Source organism: Pseudomonas sp. MPB26, assembly GCF_046605355.1.
Taxonomy (GTDB): Bacteria; Pseudomonadota; Gammaproteobacteria; order Pseudomonadales; family Pseudomonadaceae; genus Aquipseudomonas; species Aquipseudomonas cedrina.
Genome location: NZ_CP176793.1, coordinates 715648 through 733027 on the forward strand (window position 1 = coordinate 715648; position 17380 = coordinate 733027).

Consider the following 17380-nt stretch of genomic DNA (forward strand, 5'->3'; position numbering starts at 1 on the left):
GCGAACGCAGTCAAATGTGGGAGCTGGCTTGCCTGCGATGCAGACACCTCGGTCTATCAGGCAGACCGCAGCGACGCTATCGCAGGCAAGCCAGCTCCCACATCGACCTGCGTTGCATGTTGTTCGATGAATTGGGCGCTTAGCTCGATCACCCGACGGTATTGCAGGTCGACCGTGATCATGTGATAGCAGTTATCCAGCAGGATCTTGGTCACCGGCCCGCCGAGGTGGCGTTCCACGTAGTCGGCGTTCCAGCGGCTGGTGATATCGTCCTCGATGGCGTGCAGCACCAGCGCCGGTACGTTGATCGAAGGCATGCGTTTCTTGACCTCGGCATTCATCCAGTGCAACTCCCGCACAGTCACGCCCTCCATCGTCAACAAGCCTGCTTCGCTGCTTTCACCTTGTTTCATCTGCCGTTCAACAATGGCGCGCAGGCGTTCGTTCTTGATGCCGTAGGGCGGCTTTTCGGTGAAGCGGAACAGGCGCACGCCAAACGGAATACGGATCAACAGGGGCGTGATGAACGCCATTTTGCTGATGCTCCAGCCGTCGTACTTGAGCGTGGTGGAATACATCAGCAAGCCGGCGACCTGGCCCGGATGCTCCGACGCCAGGTACATCGACATCACCGCGCCCATGGACAAGCCGCCGACAAACACTTGCGCGTGGTGCTGCTTGACGCCCACGAAGGTCTTGCGCACGCCTTCGTACCAGTCGCGCCAGCCGGTGGCCTGCAGGTCGCTGTTATCCCCGCAGTGCCCGGCCAGGGTGGGCACGTACACCGTGCAATTGCCCGCCTTGGCCAGGCCCCGGGCGACTTGGCGCATTTCCGTCGGGGTGCCGGTCAGGCCATGGATCAACAGAATCCCGACCGGACCGTCACCGAGAACGAAGCCGGCGTCACCTTCACCGAGGTCGATCCCTGCCGGTTTCACCGCTGGGTCGCCCGCACCAGCAGTTGCTCAAGCAGCTTCAAGCCCAGCTCGATTTCCGGGTAGCTGATTTCCAGGGACGGCGCCAGGGTGATCACGTTCTTGTAGTAACCGCCCACGTCGAGGATCAGGCCGAGTTTGCGTCCATCCACCACCATATCGCCCTTCATGCCTTCCTCGACCATGTAATCCAGGGTCGCCTTGTCCGGCGTGAAGCCATCCGGCCCGCAGATTTCGCAGCGCAGGGCCAGGCCCAGGCCGTCGACGTCGCCGATGATCGGGAAACGTTTCTGCAGGTCTTGCAGGCCCTCGAGGAAGAACTTGCCCTTGGCCATGACCATCGCGCCGTAGTCGACTTCGTTGGTCATCTTGAACATTTCCAGGCCCACCGCCGTGCCCAACGGGTTGGAGGCGAAGGTGGAGTGGGTCGAGCCTGGCGGGAAAATCTTTGGGTTGATCAGCTCTTCGCGCGCCCAGATGCCGCCCAATGGGTTGAGACCGTTGGTCAGCGCCTTGCCGAACACGATCACGTCCGGCTGCACGTCGAAGTGCTCGATCGACCACAATTTGCCGGTGCGGTAGAAGCCCATCTGGATTTCGTCGCTGACCATCAAAATACCGTGCTGGTCGAGGACGTGCTTGAGCTCGCGGTAGAAGTTCATCGGCGGGATCACGTAGCCGCCGGTGCCCTGGATCGGCTCGACGTAGAACGCGGCATACTCGCTCTGGCCGACCTTCGGGTCCCACACACCGTTGTATTCGGTTTCGAACAGGCGCGCGAATTGCTGCACGCAATGGCTGCCGTACTCTTCCTTGGTCATGCCTTTGGGGCCACGGAAGTGGTACGGGAACGGGATGAACTGCGCGCGCTCGCCAAAATGGCCGTAGCGGCGACGGTAGCGATAGCTGGAAGTGATCGACGAGGCGCCGAGCGTACGACCGTGGTAGCCGCCCTCGAAGGCGAACATCAGGCTCTTGCCGTTGGTGGCGTTACGCACCACTTTCAGGGAGTCTTCGATGGACTGCGAACCGCCGACGTTGAAGTGCACGCGACCGTCGAGGCCGAATTTGTTCTTGGCGTCGACTGCGATCATTTCCGACAGCTCGATCTTGCCCTTGTGCAGGTACTGGCTGGCGATCTGCGGCAGGGTATCGATCTGCTGTTTCAGCGCGTTGTTCAGGCGCGGGTTGGCGTAGCCGAAGTTGACGGCCGAGTACCACATTTGCAGGTCGAGGTAGGCCTGGTCTTCGGTGTCCCACACATAGGAGCCTTCGCACCGGCTGAAAATGCGCGGCGGCTCGATGTAATGGACGGTGTCGCCGTAGGAGCAGTATTTGGCTTCTTTATCCAGGAGGACCTGGTCTTCGGCGCTAGCGATTCGGATATCAGACATGGTGGAAGAGTTCCTGATTTTCAACAAAGGAGGCGGCGTTGGCAGCGATGCCTTGGGGCAGTTGCGCAAGCAACGCCGGCACTTGGGCAAAGCTGTCAAAACGCGCATGGGGAATCTGGTGGGCGACGCAGTAGTCGGCGAGGCTGCCCTTGGCGAACACGAAATCGGCGGTGGACGCCACGCACATGTCGGACTTGCCGTCGCCGATCACCAGCACCCGCTTGTCATGCGGGGTGAATTTGCACTTGCAGTTGCCAGAGGCGGCGCGGCAGGCGTCGCTGGCGTAGGGGAAATCGATGCGCCAACTGTTCTGGTCGACCTGGCGCAGGCGGTTGGCGAGGATCGGCAGCAAGGTCACGTAGTGGCGTGACAGGATCCGCGCGATGCCTTGCTCGATGCCATCGCTGACCACTTCGATGGACGCGCCCAGGCCCATCACGTGATCGACGAAGTCCGGGAAGTCCGGGTCGATCTCGACGCTGTCGAAATACGCCAGCAGTTCGGCGGGGGTGGCCTTGATCAGCGCCAGTTGGCGGCTCAGGCATTCGCGTGAACCGATATGCCCATCCAGCCATTGCTGTTCGATGGTTTCCCATTCGGGCCCGGCGAAACGCTGGAGGACGTTGTCGATGACATCGGTGGGGGTAATGGTCCCGTCGAAGTCGCACACGATATGCCAGTCAATCATTGTGGTTACCTTGATGGAGTGCGCTGTCTGCGCTTGCACCAGGGGTAGAGCAGGGACTGTGCCAATTGGCCAACGCCCAGCGGGGCTGGGCGTGCGGCCGCATGTGTGGGGTGGGAGCTACAATTTTTGTAGCTTGCTACAAACAAGATGAGTGCTTGCGTGGGCATGCCGGTCTGCGCGTTCATGCGCGTGTATTCATTTTCAGGAGCCGTGACCATGTCCAGGATCACATGCGCTGCATTCGCCGGTTTACTCAGCCTCAGCGCGCACGCCACAGGCATCACCGGTGACGTCGGCGCAGGCGTCAGCTACCAGCCCCATGACCCGACCGGCAGCCGCTACGAAACCCGGCCCGTGCCGTATCTCGACCTGGACTGGGGCGATGTCAGCCTGGGCACCGACGACGGCTTGACCTGGAGCGCCTTGCACACTCGCGGTTTCAGCGCCGGCCCTTACATCAATTACTTGCAGGGGCGCACCTCCAACGGGTCGCTGCAGGGGCTGCGCAATGTGTCGGACATGGCTGAGATAGGCGGCTTTGTGCAATACGCGCCGGCTGACTTCTGGCGGGTCTACGCGCAACTGGGCCAGGCCGTGGGCGGCGGGCATTCGCAAAGTGGCGCGCTGGGCAAGGTCGGGGGTGAGCTGGGTTACCCGCTGGGCGGCGGGGTTATCGGCAGCAGCGGCCTGGTGGCGCATTTCGCCGATGCGCGCCAGACCCAGACGTATTTCGGGGTGGATGACAGCGAAGCCGCAGCCACCGGGTTCAAGCCCTACAACGCCAGCGGCGGTTTTCAGAACGTCACCCTGAGCCAGAGCTTCCAGTTCCCGCTGGCGCCCAACTGGTCGCTGTTGACCAGCGCAAGTTGGGTGCACCTGGTGGGCTCGGCGGCGGACAGCAGCATCGTCAGGCAGACCGGTGATGTGAACCAGGGTCAGGTGCAGACGGCCATCAGTTACACCTTCAACTGATACACACTGATTAAAACTGTGGGAGCGGGCTTGCTCGCGAATGCGGTGGGTCAGTGAAGTATGTATCGACTGAAACACCGCTTTCGCGAGCAAGTCGAATCGTCGCACCGCCGCTCCCACATTTGGACCCCATTTCATAGCGACATTTCAGTGTTCTTCGCCCTCGGCCAAAAGCGCGATCCCACCGATAATCACCCCCACCCCCACCCAGTGCAACGGGCTGATATGTTCGCCCAGCCCCAGCCACGAACCGAGCAACACCGCCACGAACACCAGTGAACTCAGCGGAAACGCCAGGGACAAGCTGCTGCGCCGCAGGATCAGCATCCACACGAAAAAAGCGCCGATGTAGCAGGCAATCGCCGCCAGGATCCCTGGGTTGCGGGCCACTTCGCCCAGCCACTGCCAGTTGAAATCCATCTGCCCCAGTTGGTCCCCGGCCACTTTGGTGAACAATTGCCCGGCGCTTTCGGTACAGATCAACAAGGCCCACAGCACCAGCGTGCCGAAACGCTCATGCAGCCACGTATGCGCATTCATGCCTGACTCCCGGCAATCGCCACCAGCATCACCCCCACGGTAATCACCAGAGTGCCCAGCCAACGGCGGCGGCTGACGGTTTCGCCCAGCACCACCTTGCCCGCCAGCACCACCCCGCAATACGCCAGCGCGGCCGCCGGAAACAGCAGACTCAACGGCGCGCGGGACAAGGCTTCAAGCCAGACGAAAAACTCGATCACATACGCGCCGATTCCGGCCCACAACAGCGGCGCATTGAACACTTGGCCCCAGAAAGCATTCAGGCGAAAACCGCCTTCCAACTCGGGCAAACGGTCCAGGCCGAGCTTGAAACACAACTGGCCGATCACATCGAGCACGATGGAAAACGCCACCAGCCACACCACGGTCAACGTCACGGGAACAGCTCCTCAAACAAGTCGATCAGGGCTTCATTGGTCACGGCGTTGCGCTGCAGATCCTCCGGGCTCCAGCGCTCGGCTGGCGGCTGGTCGGACTTGGCTTCCCAACGCTTGAAGGCGTTGCTGAACGTCGGCGTAGCGAACTCGCCGCACACGTCGATGCCGATGATGCGTTTGCTCGCGGCCAAGGCCCGCAGGGCCTGCAGCAAGTGCGCCAGACGCATGCCGCCCTGGTCCCAGTTGGTGGCCGCGTCCTCGCTGGCGAGCACGTCTTTGTCAAGGGTGATCCAGATCGCCTGGGTGGGCAGGCTGTCGATCATTTGCTCAAGGAACGCAGCCCAGTCCAGCTCGGCCAGGTTGCGCCAGTGCAGGTGGTCTTCCTGTTGTTGATGGCCGGCGCCGTCCCCTACTCGCCCCCAGACTTTCGAAGGCGGATGCTGCCAGGGAAACAGTTGCAACTGCCCGCGCTTGAGAGCGCCGAGATTGCCGCCGCGCAATTGCGGGTTATGCAGGTCATCGCTGCACGGGCCAAGGGTGACGATGCGTTTGATCGCCGGCATTTTCAATGCACGGTTAACCCACGAGCCACAGTGACGCTTGGGCGCAAAACGTACCCAGTCGGGGTGGTTGTCGAAGTGGATCAGGCTGATGGGTTCTTTCAAGTCGGCGAGAAACGCCGGCGTGAGGTGGTGATAGTCACCGGAGCCGACAAACAGGATTTCCGGCCGCGCATCCGTGGGCCGTGGCCTTTGGGCCAGGCGTTGAGTGAAGCGTTTCCAGGTTTTTTCGGTGGACCACAGGCGCAGTTTCGGACCCAGGTCCAGCAGGTCGATGCGCGTGGCACGGCCGCTGGCCAAACGCCGCGCGATCGGCGCCTGGCTGGTGAGGCTGTGGTCGAGGTCAAGAATGTTCAAGGCAGTGTTCCCCCTAAGGCTTCAGGGGGTCAATGCAAGGGGCGGGCCAGCCTATTTCTTGAGAGCAATGAATAACCCATGTGGGAGCGGGCTTGCTCGCGAATGCGGTACATCAGATACAGATGTTTCGCCTGACACAACGCATTCGCGAGCAAGCCCGCTCCCACATTTTTAACCGCGTTCGGCTCTAGTTTTTGGACTCGCTGATGATCTGGCGAATCGCCCCCACAAAAGCCTCGGCCGGTTGCCCGCCGCTGACGGCGTACTGGTCATTGAAGACGATGGTCGGCACCGAGGTCACCCCACGGGAAATCCACAGTTGCTCTTGTTCGCGCACTTCGGCGGCGTACTCGTCGGACGCGAGAATCTCGGCCGTCCGTTTGATATCCAGGCCGACACTCTCGGCAATGATCGCCAGGGTCGCGTGGTCGGACGGGTCCTGCCCATCGCTGAAATACGCCTTGAACAGCGCTTCCTTGAGGTTGTACTGCAAACCCTCCAGCCCGGCCCAATGCAACAGGCGGTGCGCATCGAAGGTGTTGTAGATACGGCTCTGGCCATCGGTGCGAAAAGCAAAGCCCAGCTCGGCGCCCATGTCGCGGATGCGCGCGCGGTTGGCTTGGGATTCTTCAGCGCTGGAGCCATATTTTTCGGTGATGTGCTCGACGATGTTCTGCCCCTCGGCGGGCATGTTCGGGTTCAGTTCGAACGGCTGGAAACGGATTTCAGCCTGTACCTCCGGGCCAAGCTGGTCGAGGGCCTCAGTCAGGCCGCGCAGGCCGATGATGCACCAGGGGCAAGACACGTCGCTGACGAAATCGATTTTCAGGGGAGTACTCACGGTAGGCAACCTCGCTGCTTGAATGTGCCGCAAAGGTTGCACGATACACCAATGTCACAGCAGCTTCGCAGGCGCCACCGGATCAATCTGCGCCCAGTGCGCCGCGTCTTCGCGATGGGCTTGCAGGTACGGCAACACTGCCGTCAGCAGCGGCGCCTTGAACGCCTCCTGGAAACGATGGGCCATGCCGGGAATCAGTTTCAGTTGGCTGCCCTGGATATGCGCGGCCAGGTGAACGCCATGCATCACCGGCAACAACGGGTCGGCGGTGCCGTGCACCACGAGCGTCGGCACGCGCAATTGGTTGAGCAACGGCACGCGGCTCGGTTCGGCGAGGATCGCCATGATCTGGCGCTTCACGCCTTCAGGGTTGAAGGCGCGGTCGTAGGACAGCGCCGCCTGGTGCAACAGCGCCTGGCGATCGTCCTTCACATTCGGGCTGCCCAGCGCCGCGAGCAAATCGGCCTGCTGTTCCAGCGCCACTTCACGATTGGGCGCGCTGCGGCGCGACAACAATTGCACCAGCGCCGCATTCGGCGCCGGCAGGCCTTCGGCGCCGGAGCTGGTCATGATCAAGGTCAGGCTTTCCACCCGTTGTGGCGCCATGGCGGCCAAGTGCTGGGCGATCATGCCGCCCATGCTCACGCCCAGCACGTGGAATTGCTCGATCTGCAAGGCATCCATCAAGCCGAGGGCGTCATCACTCATGTCGGTCAAGGTATACGGCGCCGCCACGGGCAGGCCGAGCTTGTAGCGCAGCACTTCAAAGGTCAGGTTGGCATTGGCCGGAGCCTGGCGCCAGGTCGACAGGCCGACGTCGCGGTTGTCATAGCGAATCACCCGGAAGCCTTGCTGGCACAGGGCGACGACGACTTCGTCGGGCCAATGGATCAGCTGCCCGCCCAGGCCCATCACCAGCAGCAAGGCTGGGTCGGACGCACGGCCAACGCTTTGGTAAGCGATGCTCACCTGAGCCAGGTCGACCGTTTGGGTCGGGACATTGACGTCACATCGAGAAGCCGCAAAAGACGGCAGGCCGAACAATAAGGCGGCCAGTAAACACAACACGCGCATGAAAAACACCGAAACGCAGAACCCCAGTAGAGCGCGAGTCTGATGAAGTTTGTTCAAGCGCGCTGCCACACTTGCATGACAGTTTGATGAAGAGTGCCCAACGGTCGAGGTCGACACGCCTTGCAACATGAGACAAACTCACGCAATTCCCTATTGTCACAAATTGTCTTCATGGAGAGCCCCGTGCTCGAGATCCGTCACCTCAAGACCCTGCACGCCCTGCGCGAAGCTGACAGCTTGGTGGAAGCCGCCGAGCGCCTGCACCTGACGCAGTCGGCGCTGTCCCATCAGTTCAAGGAGCTGGAAGAGCGCTTGGGCATGCAATTGTTTGTGCGCAAGACCAAGCCGCTGCGCTTCACCAGCGCCGGCCTGCGCCTGCTGCAACTGGCCGACGCCACCCTGCCGCTGCTGCGCGGTGCCGAGCGCGATATTGCGCGGCTGGCCGGCGGCACGGCCGGGCGCTTGCACATGGCCATCGAATGCCACAGTTGTTTCCAATGGCTGATGCCGACCATCGACCAGTTCCGTGATGCATGGCCCGAAGTCGAGCTGGACCTGGCGTCCGGCTTCGCCTTCGCACCGCTGCCGGCACTGGCTCGCGGCGACCTGGACCTGGTGGTGACCTCCGACCCGCTGGAATTGCCGGGCATCACCTATGTGCCGCTGTTCACCTACGAAGCCATGCTGGCCGTGGCCAACCAGCACGCGCTGGCGAACAAGGCGTACATCGTGCCCGAAGACCTGCTGAGCGAAACCCTGATCACCTACCCGGTGGAGCGCGACCGCCTGGACATCTTCACCCGCTTCCTGGAACCGGCCGACGTGGAGCCGGCCCAGGTGCGCACCTCGGAATTGACGGTGATGATGATGCAATTGGTGGCCAGCGGCCGCGGCGTATGCGGCATGCCCCATTGGGCGCTGCATGAATACAGCTCGCGCGGTTACGTGAAGGCCAAGCGCCTGGGCGAGAAAGGCTTGTTTGCCACACTGTATGCCGGGATTCGTGCGGACATGCTGGATGCGCCGTATATGCGCGACTTTTTGCTGACGGCCAAGGACACGTCGTTTTCGACGTTGGATGGGGTGAGTGCGGTGCGCTAGAGGCGATTTTCGAAAACAACATAGATCAAATGTGGGAGCGGGCTTGCTCGCGAAAGCAGTGTGTAGTGAGCGGGCTCGCCCCGCGCTGGGTGGCGAAGCCGCCCCAAACCAGGCGACTCGGTTCTACCTGGAGGTCGGCGGTGTTTTTATTGGGGCCGCTTCGCAGCCCAGCGCGGGCGGTGCGACGATTCGACAAGCCCGCTCACTACAGGCCGCTTTCGCGAGCAAGCCCGCTCCCACATTGGATAGGGTTCCCAAATTTGAATCTCAGTCGGCCTGCAACTCGCGCCACATATGGATCTTGTCGAAGTAGTCGACGCCCACCCGCACGGCCAGCGGCTCCAGGCCGTACTGGATGAAGCCGCAGCGCTGGTACAGGGCGAAGGCGGCGTCATTGCCGGCGGTGACGGTCAATTGGATCAGCTTGAGTTCGGGCTGCCGGCGCGCTTCCTCCAGCGCCGCCTCGACCAACTGGCGGCCCAGGCCCTGTTGCTGGTGGGCTGCGTTCACGTACATGCCGAACAGGGTGACTTTGTGCCGCGCCTTTTCACGCGGTTCGAACGCCAGGCCGACAATGCCGGCCAGTTCGTTCTCGACAAAAGCGCCGAGCAACCGGTCCAGCGCGCCGCCCAGGCGTTTTTCCCACCAGCTCAACGGCATGGCGGCACGTTCGGCCACGCTGGACGTGAATGCCTGGGGATAGGCGTCATACGCTTGCAGCATCAAGGCACGGTACGCCTCGGCATCGCTGGCCACCAAGGTGCGAATGATCACGCTGTCAGCGACTGGCGATAAAACGGCAGGATCAGATCACGGGTCAGGGGCGCCAGCAGCAAGCCGCCATCGCCAGTGGGATCGATCCAGCGCACCTCTTCAATCTCGGCTGCTGGTGTGACCGGTCCCTCGATCCGCACCAGGAATAACTCGGCTTGTACGGTGAACCCCGGCTCGTTGGCCGCCGGCGCCGAAAACTGGCCAAGGTAGCGTGCGTCGCTCGGCGCAATGCGCAGGTTCAGCTCTTCGTGCAGCTCACGGGCCAGCGCCTCGGCGGGCTGTTCGCCGGCGTCGATCTTGCCGCCGGGCTGCATGAAGGCCTGGGTGCCGCGCTTGCGCACCTGCAGGGTCTGGCCGTCACTGCCGATCAAAACGGCGGCGGCGATGCGGATAAGCGAAATGTTCGTCACAGGTCAGCGGTCTCTTCGGGTAGTTTGATAAATACGCTGTACTTCGCGCCCTCCATCGCCTCGAAGGCAATCAGCTTGTCCACCAGCGGCAGGTTCAGCACCTTGCCGGCGTTGAGCAGCAGCATGCCGTTGTCGGCGTTGAGGTTGCGCGCCAGGACCATGCCGGCTTCCAGCTCACGGGTAGTCAGCGCCTTGACCGCCGGGTCGCCCAGCGTCACGTCACTCAGGAACGCGGCACAGGCCAGGACGAAGTCCTCGATCAGCTCCGGGTCATACAGGCGCCCGGCATATTTGCGGATGTACAGCAGCGCTTCGTCACTGTTCATCTGCCGCTCGAGGATCAGGCCCTTTTGCAGTTCGATGAAGTCGATCGCCAGTTTCAGCAGGCGCGAACCGAACGGGATCGCGTCGCCCTTGAGGTGGTCGGGGAACCCGCTGCCGTCCCACCGTTCCTGGTGGTGACGGATGATGCGTGCCGCGTCCTTCATCGGCTCCAGGGTCATCAGCAGCGACTCGCTCTGGGTCGGGTAACTGCGATATTGCTCGCGGTCGGTGCTGTGCAGCTTGTCGGACGGGGCGATCAGCATGCTGTCGTTCCAGCTCAGCTTGCCGATGTTGTAGAGCGCGGCCGCCATGGTCAGGTCGCGCGTGCTGGCTTCATCCATGCCCTGGGCCTTGCAGTAGAGGCGCACCAGCTCGATCAACGGGCGGTTGGTCTGCTTGTCCCTGGGCAAGCGCAAGTTGGCCAGCAACGAAAACACCTCGGTGCCCGTCGCGTAGCTGCGCTTGAGTTCTTCGTAGGCCAGGTCGAGCATGTCGGCGGTCTGCTGCAACTCGGAGGTGCGCGACACCACGCGTTTTTCCAGGGTCGCGTTCAGCACCTTGAGCTGTTCGTTCTGCACTTGGGTCAGGCGCTCAAGCCGCTGATGTTCCAGGGCCTGCTGCAGGATCAGCTTCAGCTCATCGTCGTTCCAGGGCTTGGCGATATAACGGTGGATCTGCCCTTCGTTGATCGCCTTGATGATCGTCGGCACGTCCGCGTAGCCGGTGAGCAGGATACGGCTGGTGGAGGGATACAACCGATGGACTTCGGCCAGCAACTGCGCGCCGTCCATGCCCGGCATGCGCGCGTCGCTCATGACCAGGTCGACGGGCCGCGACGCCATTATTTCCAGGGCCTGGGCGCCACTGCCGGCCAGCACGACCTCAAAGGGCTGGCCGCGCAGCAGGCGGCGCAGGCTGTTGAGGATCGACTCTTCATCGTCGACCAGCAAAACGGTGGGAGGTGTGTTGGGGAGCGTAGCGAGTTGTTCATCCATGCTTACTGCGCCTTCGAATTAACTGAAAAATTGAGCCGAACCGGTCCTGTGCGCCATGACGTCTTCCTCGCTTGACGCGCGCGGTTGATTTGACGCCAACTGGCCGTCGATATCAAGGCAGTTCGACTATGCTGTCACAGCAGGTCAGCGGTGCAACCAAGGAAGGCCAAGGCAACCTGTAGGAGCGAGCTTGCTCGCGAAAAACGTCAACGATAACGTGGGTTCCCCCGGTTACACGCGGCGCCTGTGAGTTCTTCGCGAGCAAGCTCGCTCCTACAACGGCATTGACTGGCACCCGATCAATACCCCCCACGCTTGCAAGGAGTGCTCGCTTGAGCGACGTCTCACCCTACCGTCCCGGCCTGATACTGAGCCTGTGGCTGTGCTTCGGCATGCCGCTGATGGCCGCGCCGTTGGATGAAGCGCTCAAACCCTTGCCCGCGGTGCCGGCGCTGGACCCGGCCAAGGTCGAGCTGGGCCGCCAGCTGTTCAACGAGCCGCGGCTGTCGGTGAATAACACGCTGTCCTGCGCCAGTTGCCATCGCCTGGAATCCGGGGGCGCCGACAACAAGCCGTTCTCCATCGGCTTCGACGGCAAGCCGGTAGACACCAACACGCCATCAGTCTTCAACGCCAGCCTTAACTTCAAGCAGTTCTGGAATGGCCGCGTCGACACGCTGGAGGCACAGGTGGCACACGTCGTCATCAGCCCCGTGGAAATGGGCAGCGACTGGAAAACCGTGGTGCACAACCTCTCCGCCCTGCCCGCCTACCAGGCCGGGTTCAAACAGGCCTACCCCGATGGCGTCACCGCCGCCAATGTGCAAAACGCCCTGGCCACCTATGAACGCACGCTGTTGACTCCCCATTCGCGGTTCGACCAGTACCTGCTGGGCGATACCGAGATCCTCACGATCCAGGAAAAATACGGCTACCAACGTTTCAAGGACTACGGTTGCATCGCGTGCCACCAGGGCGTCAACATCGGCGGCAACATGTTCCAGAAATTCGGCGTCATGGGCGATTACTTCAAGGCGCGCGGCAACCCGGTCGAATCGGACCTGGGGCGTTACCTGCTGACCCAGGATGAGGAGGACCGCCATGTGTTCAAGGTGCCGAGCCTGCGCAACGTCGCGGTCACCGCACCGTATTTCCATGACGCTTCGGCCAAGACCCTGGAGGAAGCGGTCGACGTCATGTTCAGGTACCAGTTGGGGCGCAATCCGTCCCAGGAAGACAAGGACCTGATCGTCCTGTTTCTCAGGACCCTGACCGGCGAATGGGCAGGCAAGCCGCTATGAGCACACCGACATGACCCTGTCTCGCCGCCGCGTTACCCAGGTATTGCTGGGCCTGGTCACCCTGTTGCTGGCCTCGACGCTGGTGTACCTGTACATCAAGTCGTCCCGCGACCAGACGGCCACCTATACCCATTCGCGGGATTTGATCCGCCAGCTCCAACAGCTCAATGCGCAGTGGGACAGCGAAGTGCTCAAGGCCCGGATCGCGCTTACCCACAACTACGACCCGCTGGTCGCACCGCTTGCGCAAATGATCCGGCTATGGACCGACCTGGACAGCCGTGATACCTCTCACAACCCCGAAGACCTGACACGCTGGCAAGCCAGCCGGGACGCCTACCAGGCGGCCATCCAGGAAAAAGCCCGGCTGGTCGACCGGTTCAAATCCCACAATGCGGTGCTGCGCAATTCGCTGGCTTTTTTACCGACCGCCGAAGATGACATCCAGGCGCAGTTCAATCGCTTCAATGAGCAAGACCGCCTGCAACTGCAGGGCGTGGCCACCGACACCTACGACCTGCTGCTCAGCAGCCTGGAGTTCGCCCAGGTCACCAGCGACGAGCGCGCCGCCGATATCCTGGTGGGCCTGGGCAAACTGGCGATCAACAAGGAGCGTTTGCCCGCCGACTTCCAGGCGCCCGTGGAGATTCTGAGCAATCACATTGCGTTGATTCTGCGCGAACAGCCGGTGGTTAACGGCTTGCTGGAACGCATAGCTGCGGTCCCGGTGGCCGAGCGCCTGGACGAACTGACCACGCATCTCGACCAGGACCAGCAGGCGGCTGACCTTATCGACCACCAATACCACCGTTACCTGTTGGTCTTCTCGACCTTGCTGGTGGCGCTGTTGCTTTACCTGGCGGTACGCCTGCTGCGCAGTTTCGCCGAAATCAACCGGGTCAACCGCGCCTTGCATGCGGCCAATGAAACCCTGGAACAGCGCGTGGAACGACGCACGCAACAGCTCAAGGATGCGCAAAGCGAACTGCTGGACAGCGCTCGCCAGGCCGGCATGGCAGAGATCGCCACCAACGTGCTGCACAACGTGGGCAACGTGCTCAACAGCGTGAATATCTCCGCCGACCTGGTCACGCGCAAGCTGCGCAGCAGCAAGGCGTTGGGCCTGGGCAAAGCCATGCACTTGATCAACGAACACCAGGGTGACCTTGGCAGTTTTTTCACCGAGGATGAAAAGGGCAAGCTGTTGCCCGGTTACTTGAACCAGTTGGTGGAGGCGATCGCCGTCGAGCAGCAAGGGATGGCCGAGGAACTGGCGCAATTGAGCAAAAGCATCGACCACATCAAAGACATCGTCTCCACCCAACAATCCTATGCCGGCGCGGCCACGCTAAAAGAAGCGCTGCATATCGGCGCGCTGATGGACGACGCCTTGCGCATGAACGAAGGGTCGCTGAGCCGACACAATGTCACGGTGGTCAAGCATTACGCCGAGGTGCCAGAGATCCTTGCGGACAAACACCGCTTGTTGTTGATCATGGTCAACCTGATCAGCAACGCCAAACAGGCCATGTCCAGCCTTTCCGATCGGCCACGGCAAATGACCCTCAAGGTTCAGCCGCTGGAGGACGGCACCTTGCAGATCAGCGTGAAAGACGAGGGTGAAGGCATACCCATAGAAAACATGACCCGCATCTTCACGCACGGCTTCACCACCCGCAAGGAAGGCCATGGCTTCGGCCTGCACAGCTGCGCCCTGGCCGCCGTGGAAATGCATGGCCAACTCAGCGCCCATAGCGACGGGCCGGGCCAAGGCGCGGTGTTTACCTTGACGATCCCTCTTACCCTTGCCGGAAGCCCGACATGAACCAACCTCCCAACCGGCGCATCCTGCTGATCGACGACACGCCCTCGATCCATGATGATTTTCGCAAGATCCTGATGCCGACCGCTGAAGCGAACCAGCTCCTGGATGACATGGAATCGGCGCTGTTCGGCGACACGGCCAAAGCCCAGGCACAGGTTTTCGAGTTGCACTCGGCCTATGGCGGCGAAGAAGGCCTTGGCCTGCTGACCACCGCCATGACGCAAAAATGTCCCTACGCGCTGGCCTTTGTCGACATGCGCATGCCCCAGGGCTGGGACGGCGCCCGGACCATCGAAGAGCTGTGGAAAGTCGACCGCGACCTGCAAGTGGTGGTGTGCACCGCGTACTCGGACTATGCCTGGGAAGACCTGCTGGAACGTCTGCACGGGCATGATCGCCTGCTGATCCTGAAAAAACCCTTCGACAACATTGAAGTCCAGCAGATGGCCAACACCCTGGCCAATAAATGGGACATGGCCCGCCGCGCTTCGCTGCAAACCGCCCACCTTGAGCATTTGGTGGAACAACGCACGCAAGCGCTGCAACTGGAAATCGACGAGCGCAAGCACCTGGAAAGCCAACTGGTGCAGTCGGAAAAACTCGCGTCGCTGGGGCAACTCGCGGCGGGTGTCGCCCATGAGATCAACAACCCGGTGGGCTTCATTTCTTCCAACCTCAGCACCCTGGACGGCTACTTCACGCAGTTGCAACAGATACTGCAAGCCTATCAAGACGCCGAGCCACTGATCGCGGCGCCGGAGCAGCGCGACCAGCTCAAGGCACTGCGTACTGAACTCGAACTGGATTTCCTCACGGAAGACATTCCGATCCTGATCAGGGAATCCAAGGAAGGCATCGGTCGGGTGGTGCAGATCGTCAAGGACCTGAAGAACTTCTCACGGGTGGACAACGACCAGACCTGGCAATTTGCGAACCTGCAACAGGGCATCGACTCGACGCTGAACATCGTCGCCAGCGAGCTCAAATACAAGGCCGATGTAGTCAAGAACTACCAACCACTGCCGGAAATCGAATGCCTCGCCTCACAACTCAACCAGGTGGTGATGAACCTGGTGATCAACGCCGCGCAAGCCATGGGCCCGGAGCGCGGCATCATTACCATCAGCAACGGCGTGGAAGGCGAGAACATCTGGCTGGAAGTGGCGGACAACGGCTGCGGGATCGCCCCTGAAGCACTGCAGAAAATCTTTGACCCGTTCTTCACCACCAAACCGGTGGGCGAAGGCACGGGGCTGGGGCTGTCGCTGTCGTACGGCATCGTCAAGAAACACGGCGGCACGATCGCCGTCAGCAGCGAACCGGGCAGGGGCACGACGTTTCGAGTGGTGTTGCCGATTCGGCAGACGGCGGCGTAGGACACACGCCGCCGGATTGTGCTCACTTGTCGGTTTTTTTCGGACTCGACCCAAACGAAGCAAACCGCTTGTTGAACCCCGCGATCCGGCCTTCGGCCTGGGTCTTGCGCTGCTGGCCGGTTCGTAGGCCTATGCGGCTTCCTGGAAGTCCATCTCCGGTGGCTGCTGCGAGAAGCCACGGGTGAGTACGCCCAGGTAAACCAGGCCGATCGCCAGCCAACCCAGGCCGAGATACATGGCCAGGTGATCGAGGCTGATCATCAGCCACAGGTCCGCCAGCAGGCCGACGGCCGGGAATATCAGGAACAGGATCAACTCCCGTGCGCCGCGTTGCTTGGCGCCGATCCAGTAGTGAAAGATCACCGACAGGTTCACCAGGCTGAACGCCAGGAACGCACCGAAGTTGATGAACGACGTGGACGTGGTCACATCCAGCTTCAACGCCAGCAGCGCCACTACCGCACACAACAGGATGCTGTTGACCGGCGTGCCGAAGCGCGCATGCAAGGTGCCGAAGAACGACTTGGGCAATACGCCGTCGCGGCCCATGGCAAACAACAGGCGCGAACCACTGGCCTGGGCCGAGAGCCCCGATGCGAACTGGCCGACGATCAGGCCGATCAGGAAGACCGACACAAACAAGTCGCCACCGATGTTGCGCGCGATTTCATATGCGGCCGAATCCACGTTAGTGAACTCAAACGACGGATGTGCGATCTGCACAAAGTAGGACACCGCCACAAAAATCAGCCCGCCGATGAGAGTAATCAACATGATCGCCCGGGGGATAGTGCGGCGCGGGTCGCGGGTTTCTTCGGTGAGGGTACTGACCGCGTCAAAGCCCAGGAACGAATAGCAGGCGATGGCCGCGCCGCTCATGATCAACGGCATTTGCATCTGGCCGTTGAAGAACGGAGTGATTGTCCACAGTGGCTTGCTCGGATCGCCGCCGATGTAGTGGATGCACAGCGCCACGAAGGCGATCAATACCAGGAACTGCACCAGCATCAGCAAGGCATTGATGCCATTGGCCAGCTTGAGGCCGACGATATTGATGGCGCTGGTGACGCCGATGAACGCCAACACCCAGACCCACTGCGGCACCGTCGGGAATGCGGAGTTGAGGTACGCCGCACCGATCAGCCAGATGGCCATGGGCAGGAACAGGTAGTCGAGCAACACCGCCCAGCCGGCGATAAACCCCAACTTGGGGCTGATGGCCTTGCGCACGTAGGTGTAGGCGGAACCGGCCACCGGAAAGGCCGAGGCCATGCGCCCGTAGCTCATGGCGGTGAAAAACATCGCCACCAGCGCCGCCAGGTAAGCGGCGGGCACCATGCCCGCCGTGGATTGCGCCAGGATGCCGAAAGTGCCGAGCACTATGATCGGCGTCATATAGGCGATGCCGAACAGCACCACCGACCCTAATGACAGGGTGCGTTGCAAACGAGCCATGGGTAATTCTCCGCGCGATTATTAGATTTATGGCAGAACTGAAGTCGGTAAAGCGTCTGTCGTTGTTTTTATGGTCTGTAG

General features: G+C 61.5%; 17 protein-coding genes and 1 pseudogene. 5 read left to right on the plus strand and 13 right to left on the minus strand.

The genetic code is table 11. The features are described 5' to 3' along the window. Nucleotides 1–56: 56 nt before the first annotated feature. The 3 genes from ACLH0H_RS03420 to ACLH0H_RS03430 are packed head-to-tail and all read right to left on the minus strand — an operon-like array spanning nt 57 to nt 3017. A complete protein-coding gene (locus tag ACLH0H_RS03420; RefSeq protein ID WP_411380973.1) occupies nt 57–938 on the minus strand; it encodes an alpha/beta hydrolase in 882 nt (293 codons plus the stop codon). Beyond that, nucleotides 935–2329: an aspartate aminotransferase family protein gene (locus tag ACLH0H_RS03425; protein WP_411380974.1), complete on the minus strand. Its 1395-nt coding sequence runs from the start codon at nt 2327–2329 to the stop codon at nt 935–937. Before ACLH0H_RS03425 ends, ACLH0H_RS03420 begins: the two co-directional genes overlap by 4 nt. Continuing rightward, nucleotides 2322–3017, minus strand: a complete 696-nt coding sequence (locus tag ACLH0H_RS03430) for an MtnX-like HAD-IB family phosphatase (protein ID WP_411380975.1) — start codon at nt 3015–3017, stop codon at nt 2322–2324. The genes ACLH0H_RS03425 and ACLH0H_RS03430 overlap by 8 nt, the downstream gene beginning before the upstream one ends. 216 nt (nt 3018–3233) lie before the next feature. Here ACLH0H_RS03430 and ACLH0H_RS03435 point away from each other — a divergent pair, with 216 nt between their 5' ends. After that, complete coding sequence (locus tag ACLH0H_RS03435) at nt 3234–3989, plus strand: MipA/OmpV family protein (protein WP_411380976.1); 756 nt, start codon at nt 3234–3236, stop codon at nt 3987–3989. 147 nt (nt 3990–4136) lie between these two features. Here ACLH0H_RS03435 and ACLH0H_RS03440 read toward each other — a convergent pair whose 3' ends face one another. From ACLH0H_RS03440 to ACLH0H_RS03460, 5 genes are all read right to left on the minus strand, one after another. After that, complete coding sequence (locus ACLH0H_RS03440; protein WP_411380977.1) at nt 4137–4529, minus strand: EamA family transporter; 393 nt, start codon at nt 4527–4529, stop codon at nt 4137–4139. After that, nucleotides 4526–4906 (minus strand): transporter, encoded by a 381-nt coding sequence (locus ACLH0H_RS03445; protein ID WP_411380978.1) that lies wholly within the window; start codon nt 4904–4906, stop codon nt 4526–4528. Before ACLH0H_RS03445 ends, ACLH0H_RS03440 begins: the two co-directional genes overlap by 4 nt. Further along, nucleotides 4903–5823 (minus strand): arginase, encoded by a 921-nt coding sequence (locus ACLH0H_RS03450; RefSeq protein WP_411380979.1) that lies wholly within the window; start codon nt 5821–5823, stop codon nt 4903–4905. The genes ACLH0H_RS03445 and ACLH0H_RS03450 overlap by 4 nt, the downstream gene beginning before the upstream one ends. A 187-nt stretch (nt 5824–6010) precedes the next feature. Continuing rightward, nucleotides 6011–6664 carry a DsbA family oxidoreductase gene (locus tag ACLH0H_RS03455; protein WP_411380980.1) on the minus strand — a complete coding sequence of 218 codons (654 nt, stop codon included), beginning with the start codon at nt 6662–6664 and terminating at the stop codon, nt 6011–6013. Between the two features lie 54 nt (nt 6665–6718). Beyond that, nucleotides 6719–7738 (minus strand): alpha/beta fold hydrolase, encoded by a 1020-nt coding sequence (locus ACLH0H_RS03460; RefSeq protein ID WP_411380981.1) that lies wholly within the window; start codon nt 7736–7738, stop codon nt 6719–6721. Between the two features lie 183 nt (nt 7739–7921). On the opposite strand from ACLH0H_RS03460, the gene metR reads away from it, so the two are divergent. Further along, nucleotides 7922–8839, plus strand: coding sequence for a transcriptional regulator MetR (gene metR, locus ACLH0H_RS03465; protein ID WP_076951379.1), 918 nt, complete (start codon nt 7922–7924; stop codon nt 8837–8839). 267 nt (nt 8840–9106) lie between these two features. Here the strand turns inward: metR and ACLH0H_RS03470 are convergent, their stop codons facing one another. The 3 genes from ACLH0H_RS03470 to ACLH0H_RS03480 are packed head-to-tail and all read right to left on the minus strand — an operon-like array spanning nt 9107 to nt 11342. Next, nucleotides 9107–9613, minus strand: a complete 507-nt coding sequence (locus tag ACLH0H_RS03470) for an N-acetyltransferase family protein (protein WP_411380982.1) — start codon at nt 9611–9613, stop codon at nt 9107–9109. Next, nucleotides 9610–10023, minus strand: coding sequence for an NUDIX hydrolase (locus ACLH0H_RS03475; protein ID WP_411380983.1), 414 nt, complete (start codon nt 10021–10023; stop codon nt 9610–9612). The genes ACLH0H_RS03470 and ACLH0H_RS03475 overlap by 4 nt, the downstream gene beginning before the upstream one ends. Next, nucleotides 10020–11342 (minus strand): HD domain-containing phosphohydrolase, encoded by a 1323-nt coding sequence (locus ACLH0H_RS03480; RefSeq protein WP_411380984.1) that lies wholly within the window; start codon nt 11340–11342, stop codon nt 10020–10022. Before ACLH0H_RS03480 ends, ACLH0H_RS03475 begins: the two co-directional genes overlap by 4 nt. 332 nt (nt 11343–11674) lie before the next feature. Here ACLH0H_RS03480 and ACLH0H_RS03485 point away from each other — a divergent pair, with 332 nt between their 5' ends. From ACLH0H_RS03485 to ACLH0H_RS03495, 3 genes are read left to right on the plus strand one after another with little or no spacing between them, the layout of a single operon-like run. Then, nucleotides 11675–12643 (plus strand): cytochrome-c peroxidase, encoded by a 969-nt coding sequence (locus tag ACLH0H_RS03485; RefSeq protein ID WP_411380985.1) that lies wholly within the window; start codon nt 11675–11677, stop codon nt 12641–12643. A 10-nt stretch (nt 12644–12653) separates the two neighbouring features. Beyond that, a complete protein-coding gene (locus ACLH0H_RS03490; RefSeq protein WP_411380986.1) occupies nt 12654–14468 on the plus strand; it encodes a DAHL domain-containing protein in 1815 nt (604 codons plus the stop codon). Further along, nucleotides 14465–15844: an ATP-binding protein gene (locus ACLH0H_RS03495; protein WP_411380987.1), complete on the plus strand. Its 1380-nt coding sequence runs from the start codon at nt 14465–14467 to the stop codon at nt 15842–15844. The genes ACLH0H_RS03490 and ACLH0H_RS03495 overlap by 4 nt, the downstream gene beginning before the upstream one ends. A 22-nt stretch (nt 15845–15866) precedes the next feature. On the opposite strand, the pseudogene ACLH0H_RS03500 reads toward ACLH0H_RS03495, so the two are convergent. Further along, nucleotides 15867–15968 (minus strand): annotated as a pseudogene (locus ACLH0H_RS03500) (50S ribosomal protein L31); the annotation flags it as partial. A gap of 5 nt (nt 15969–15973) precedes the next feature. Continuing rightward, complete coding sequence (locus tag ACLH0H_RS03505; protein ID WP_411380988.1) at nt 15974–17299, minus strand: APC family permease; 1326 nt, start codon at nt 17297–17299, stop codon at nt 15974–15976. Nucleotides 17300–17380 lie beyond the last annotated feature (81 nt).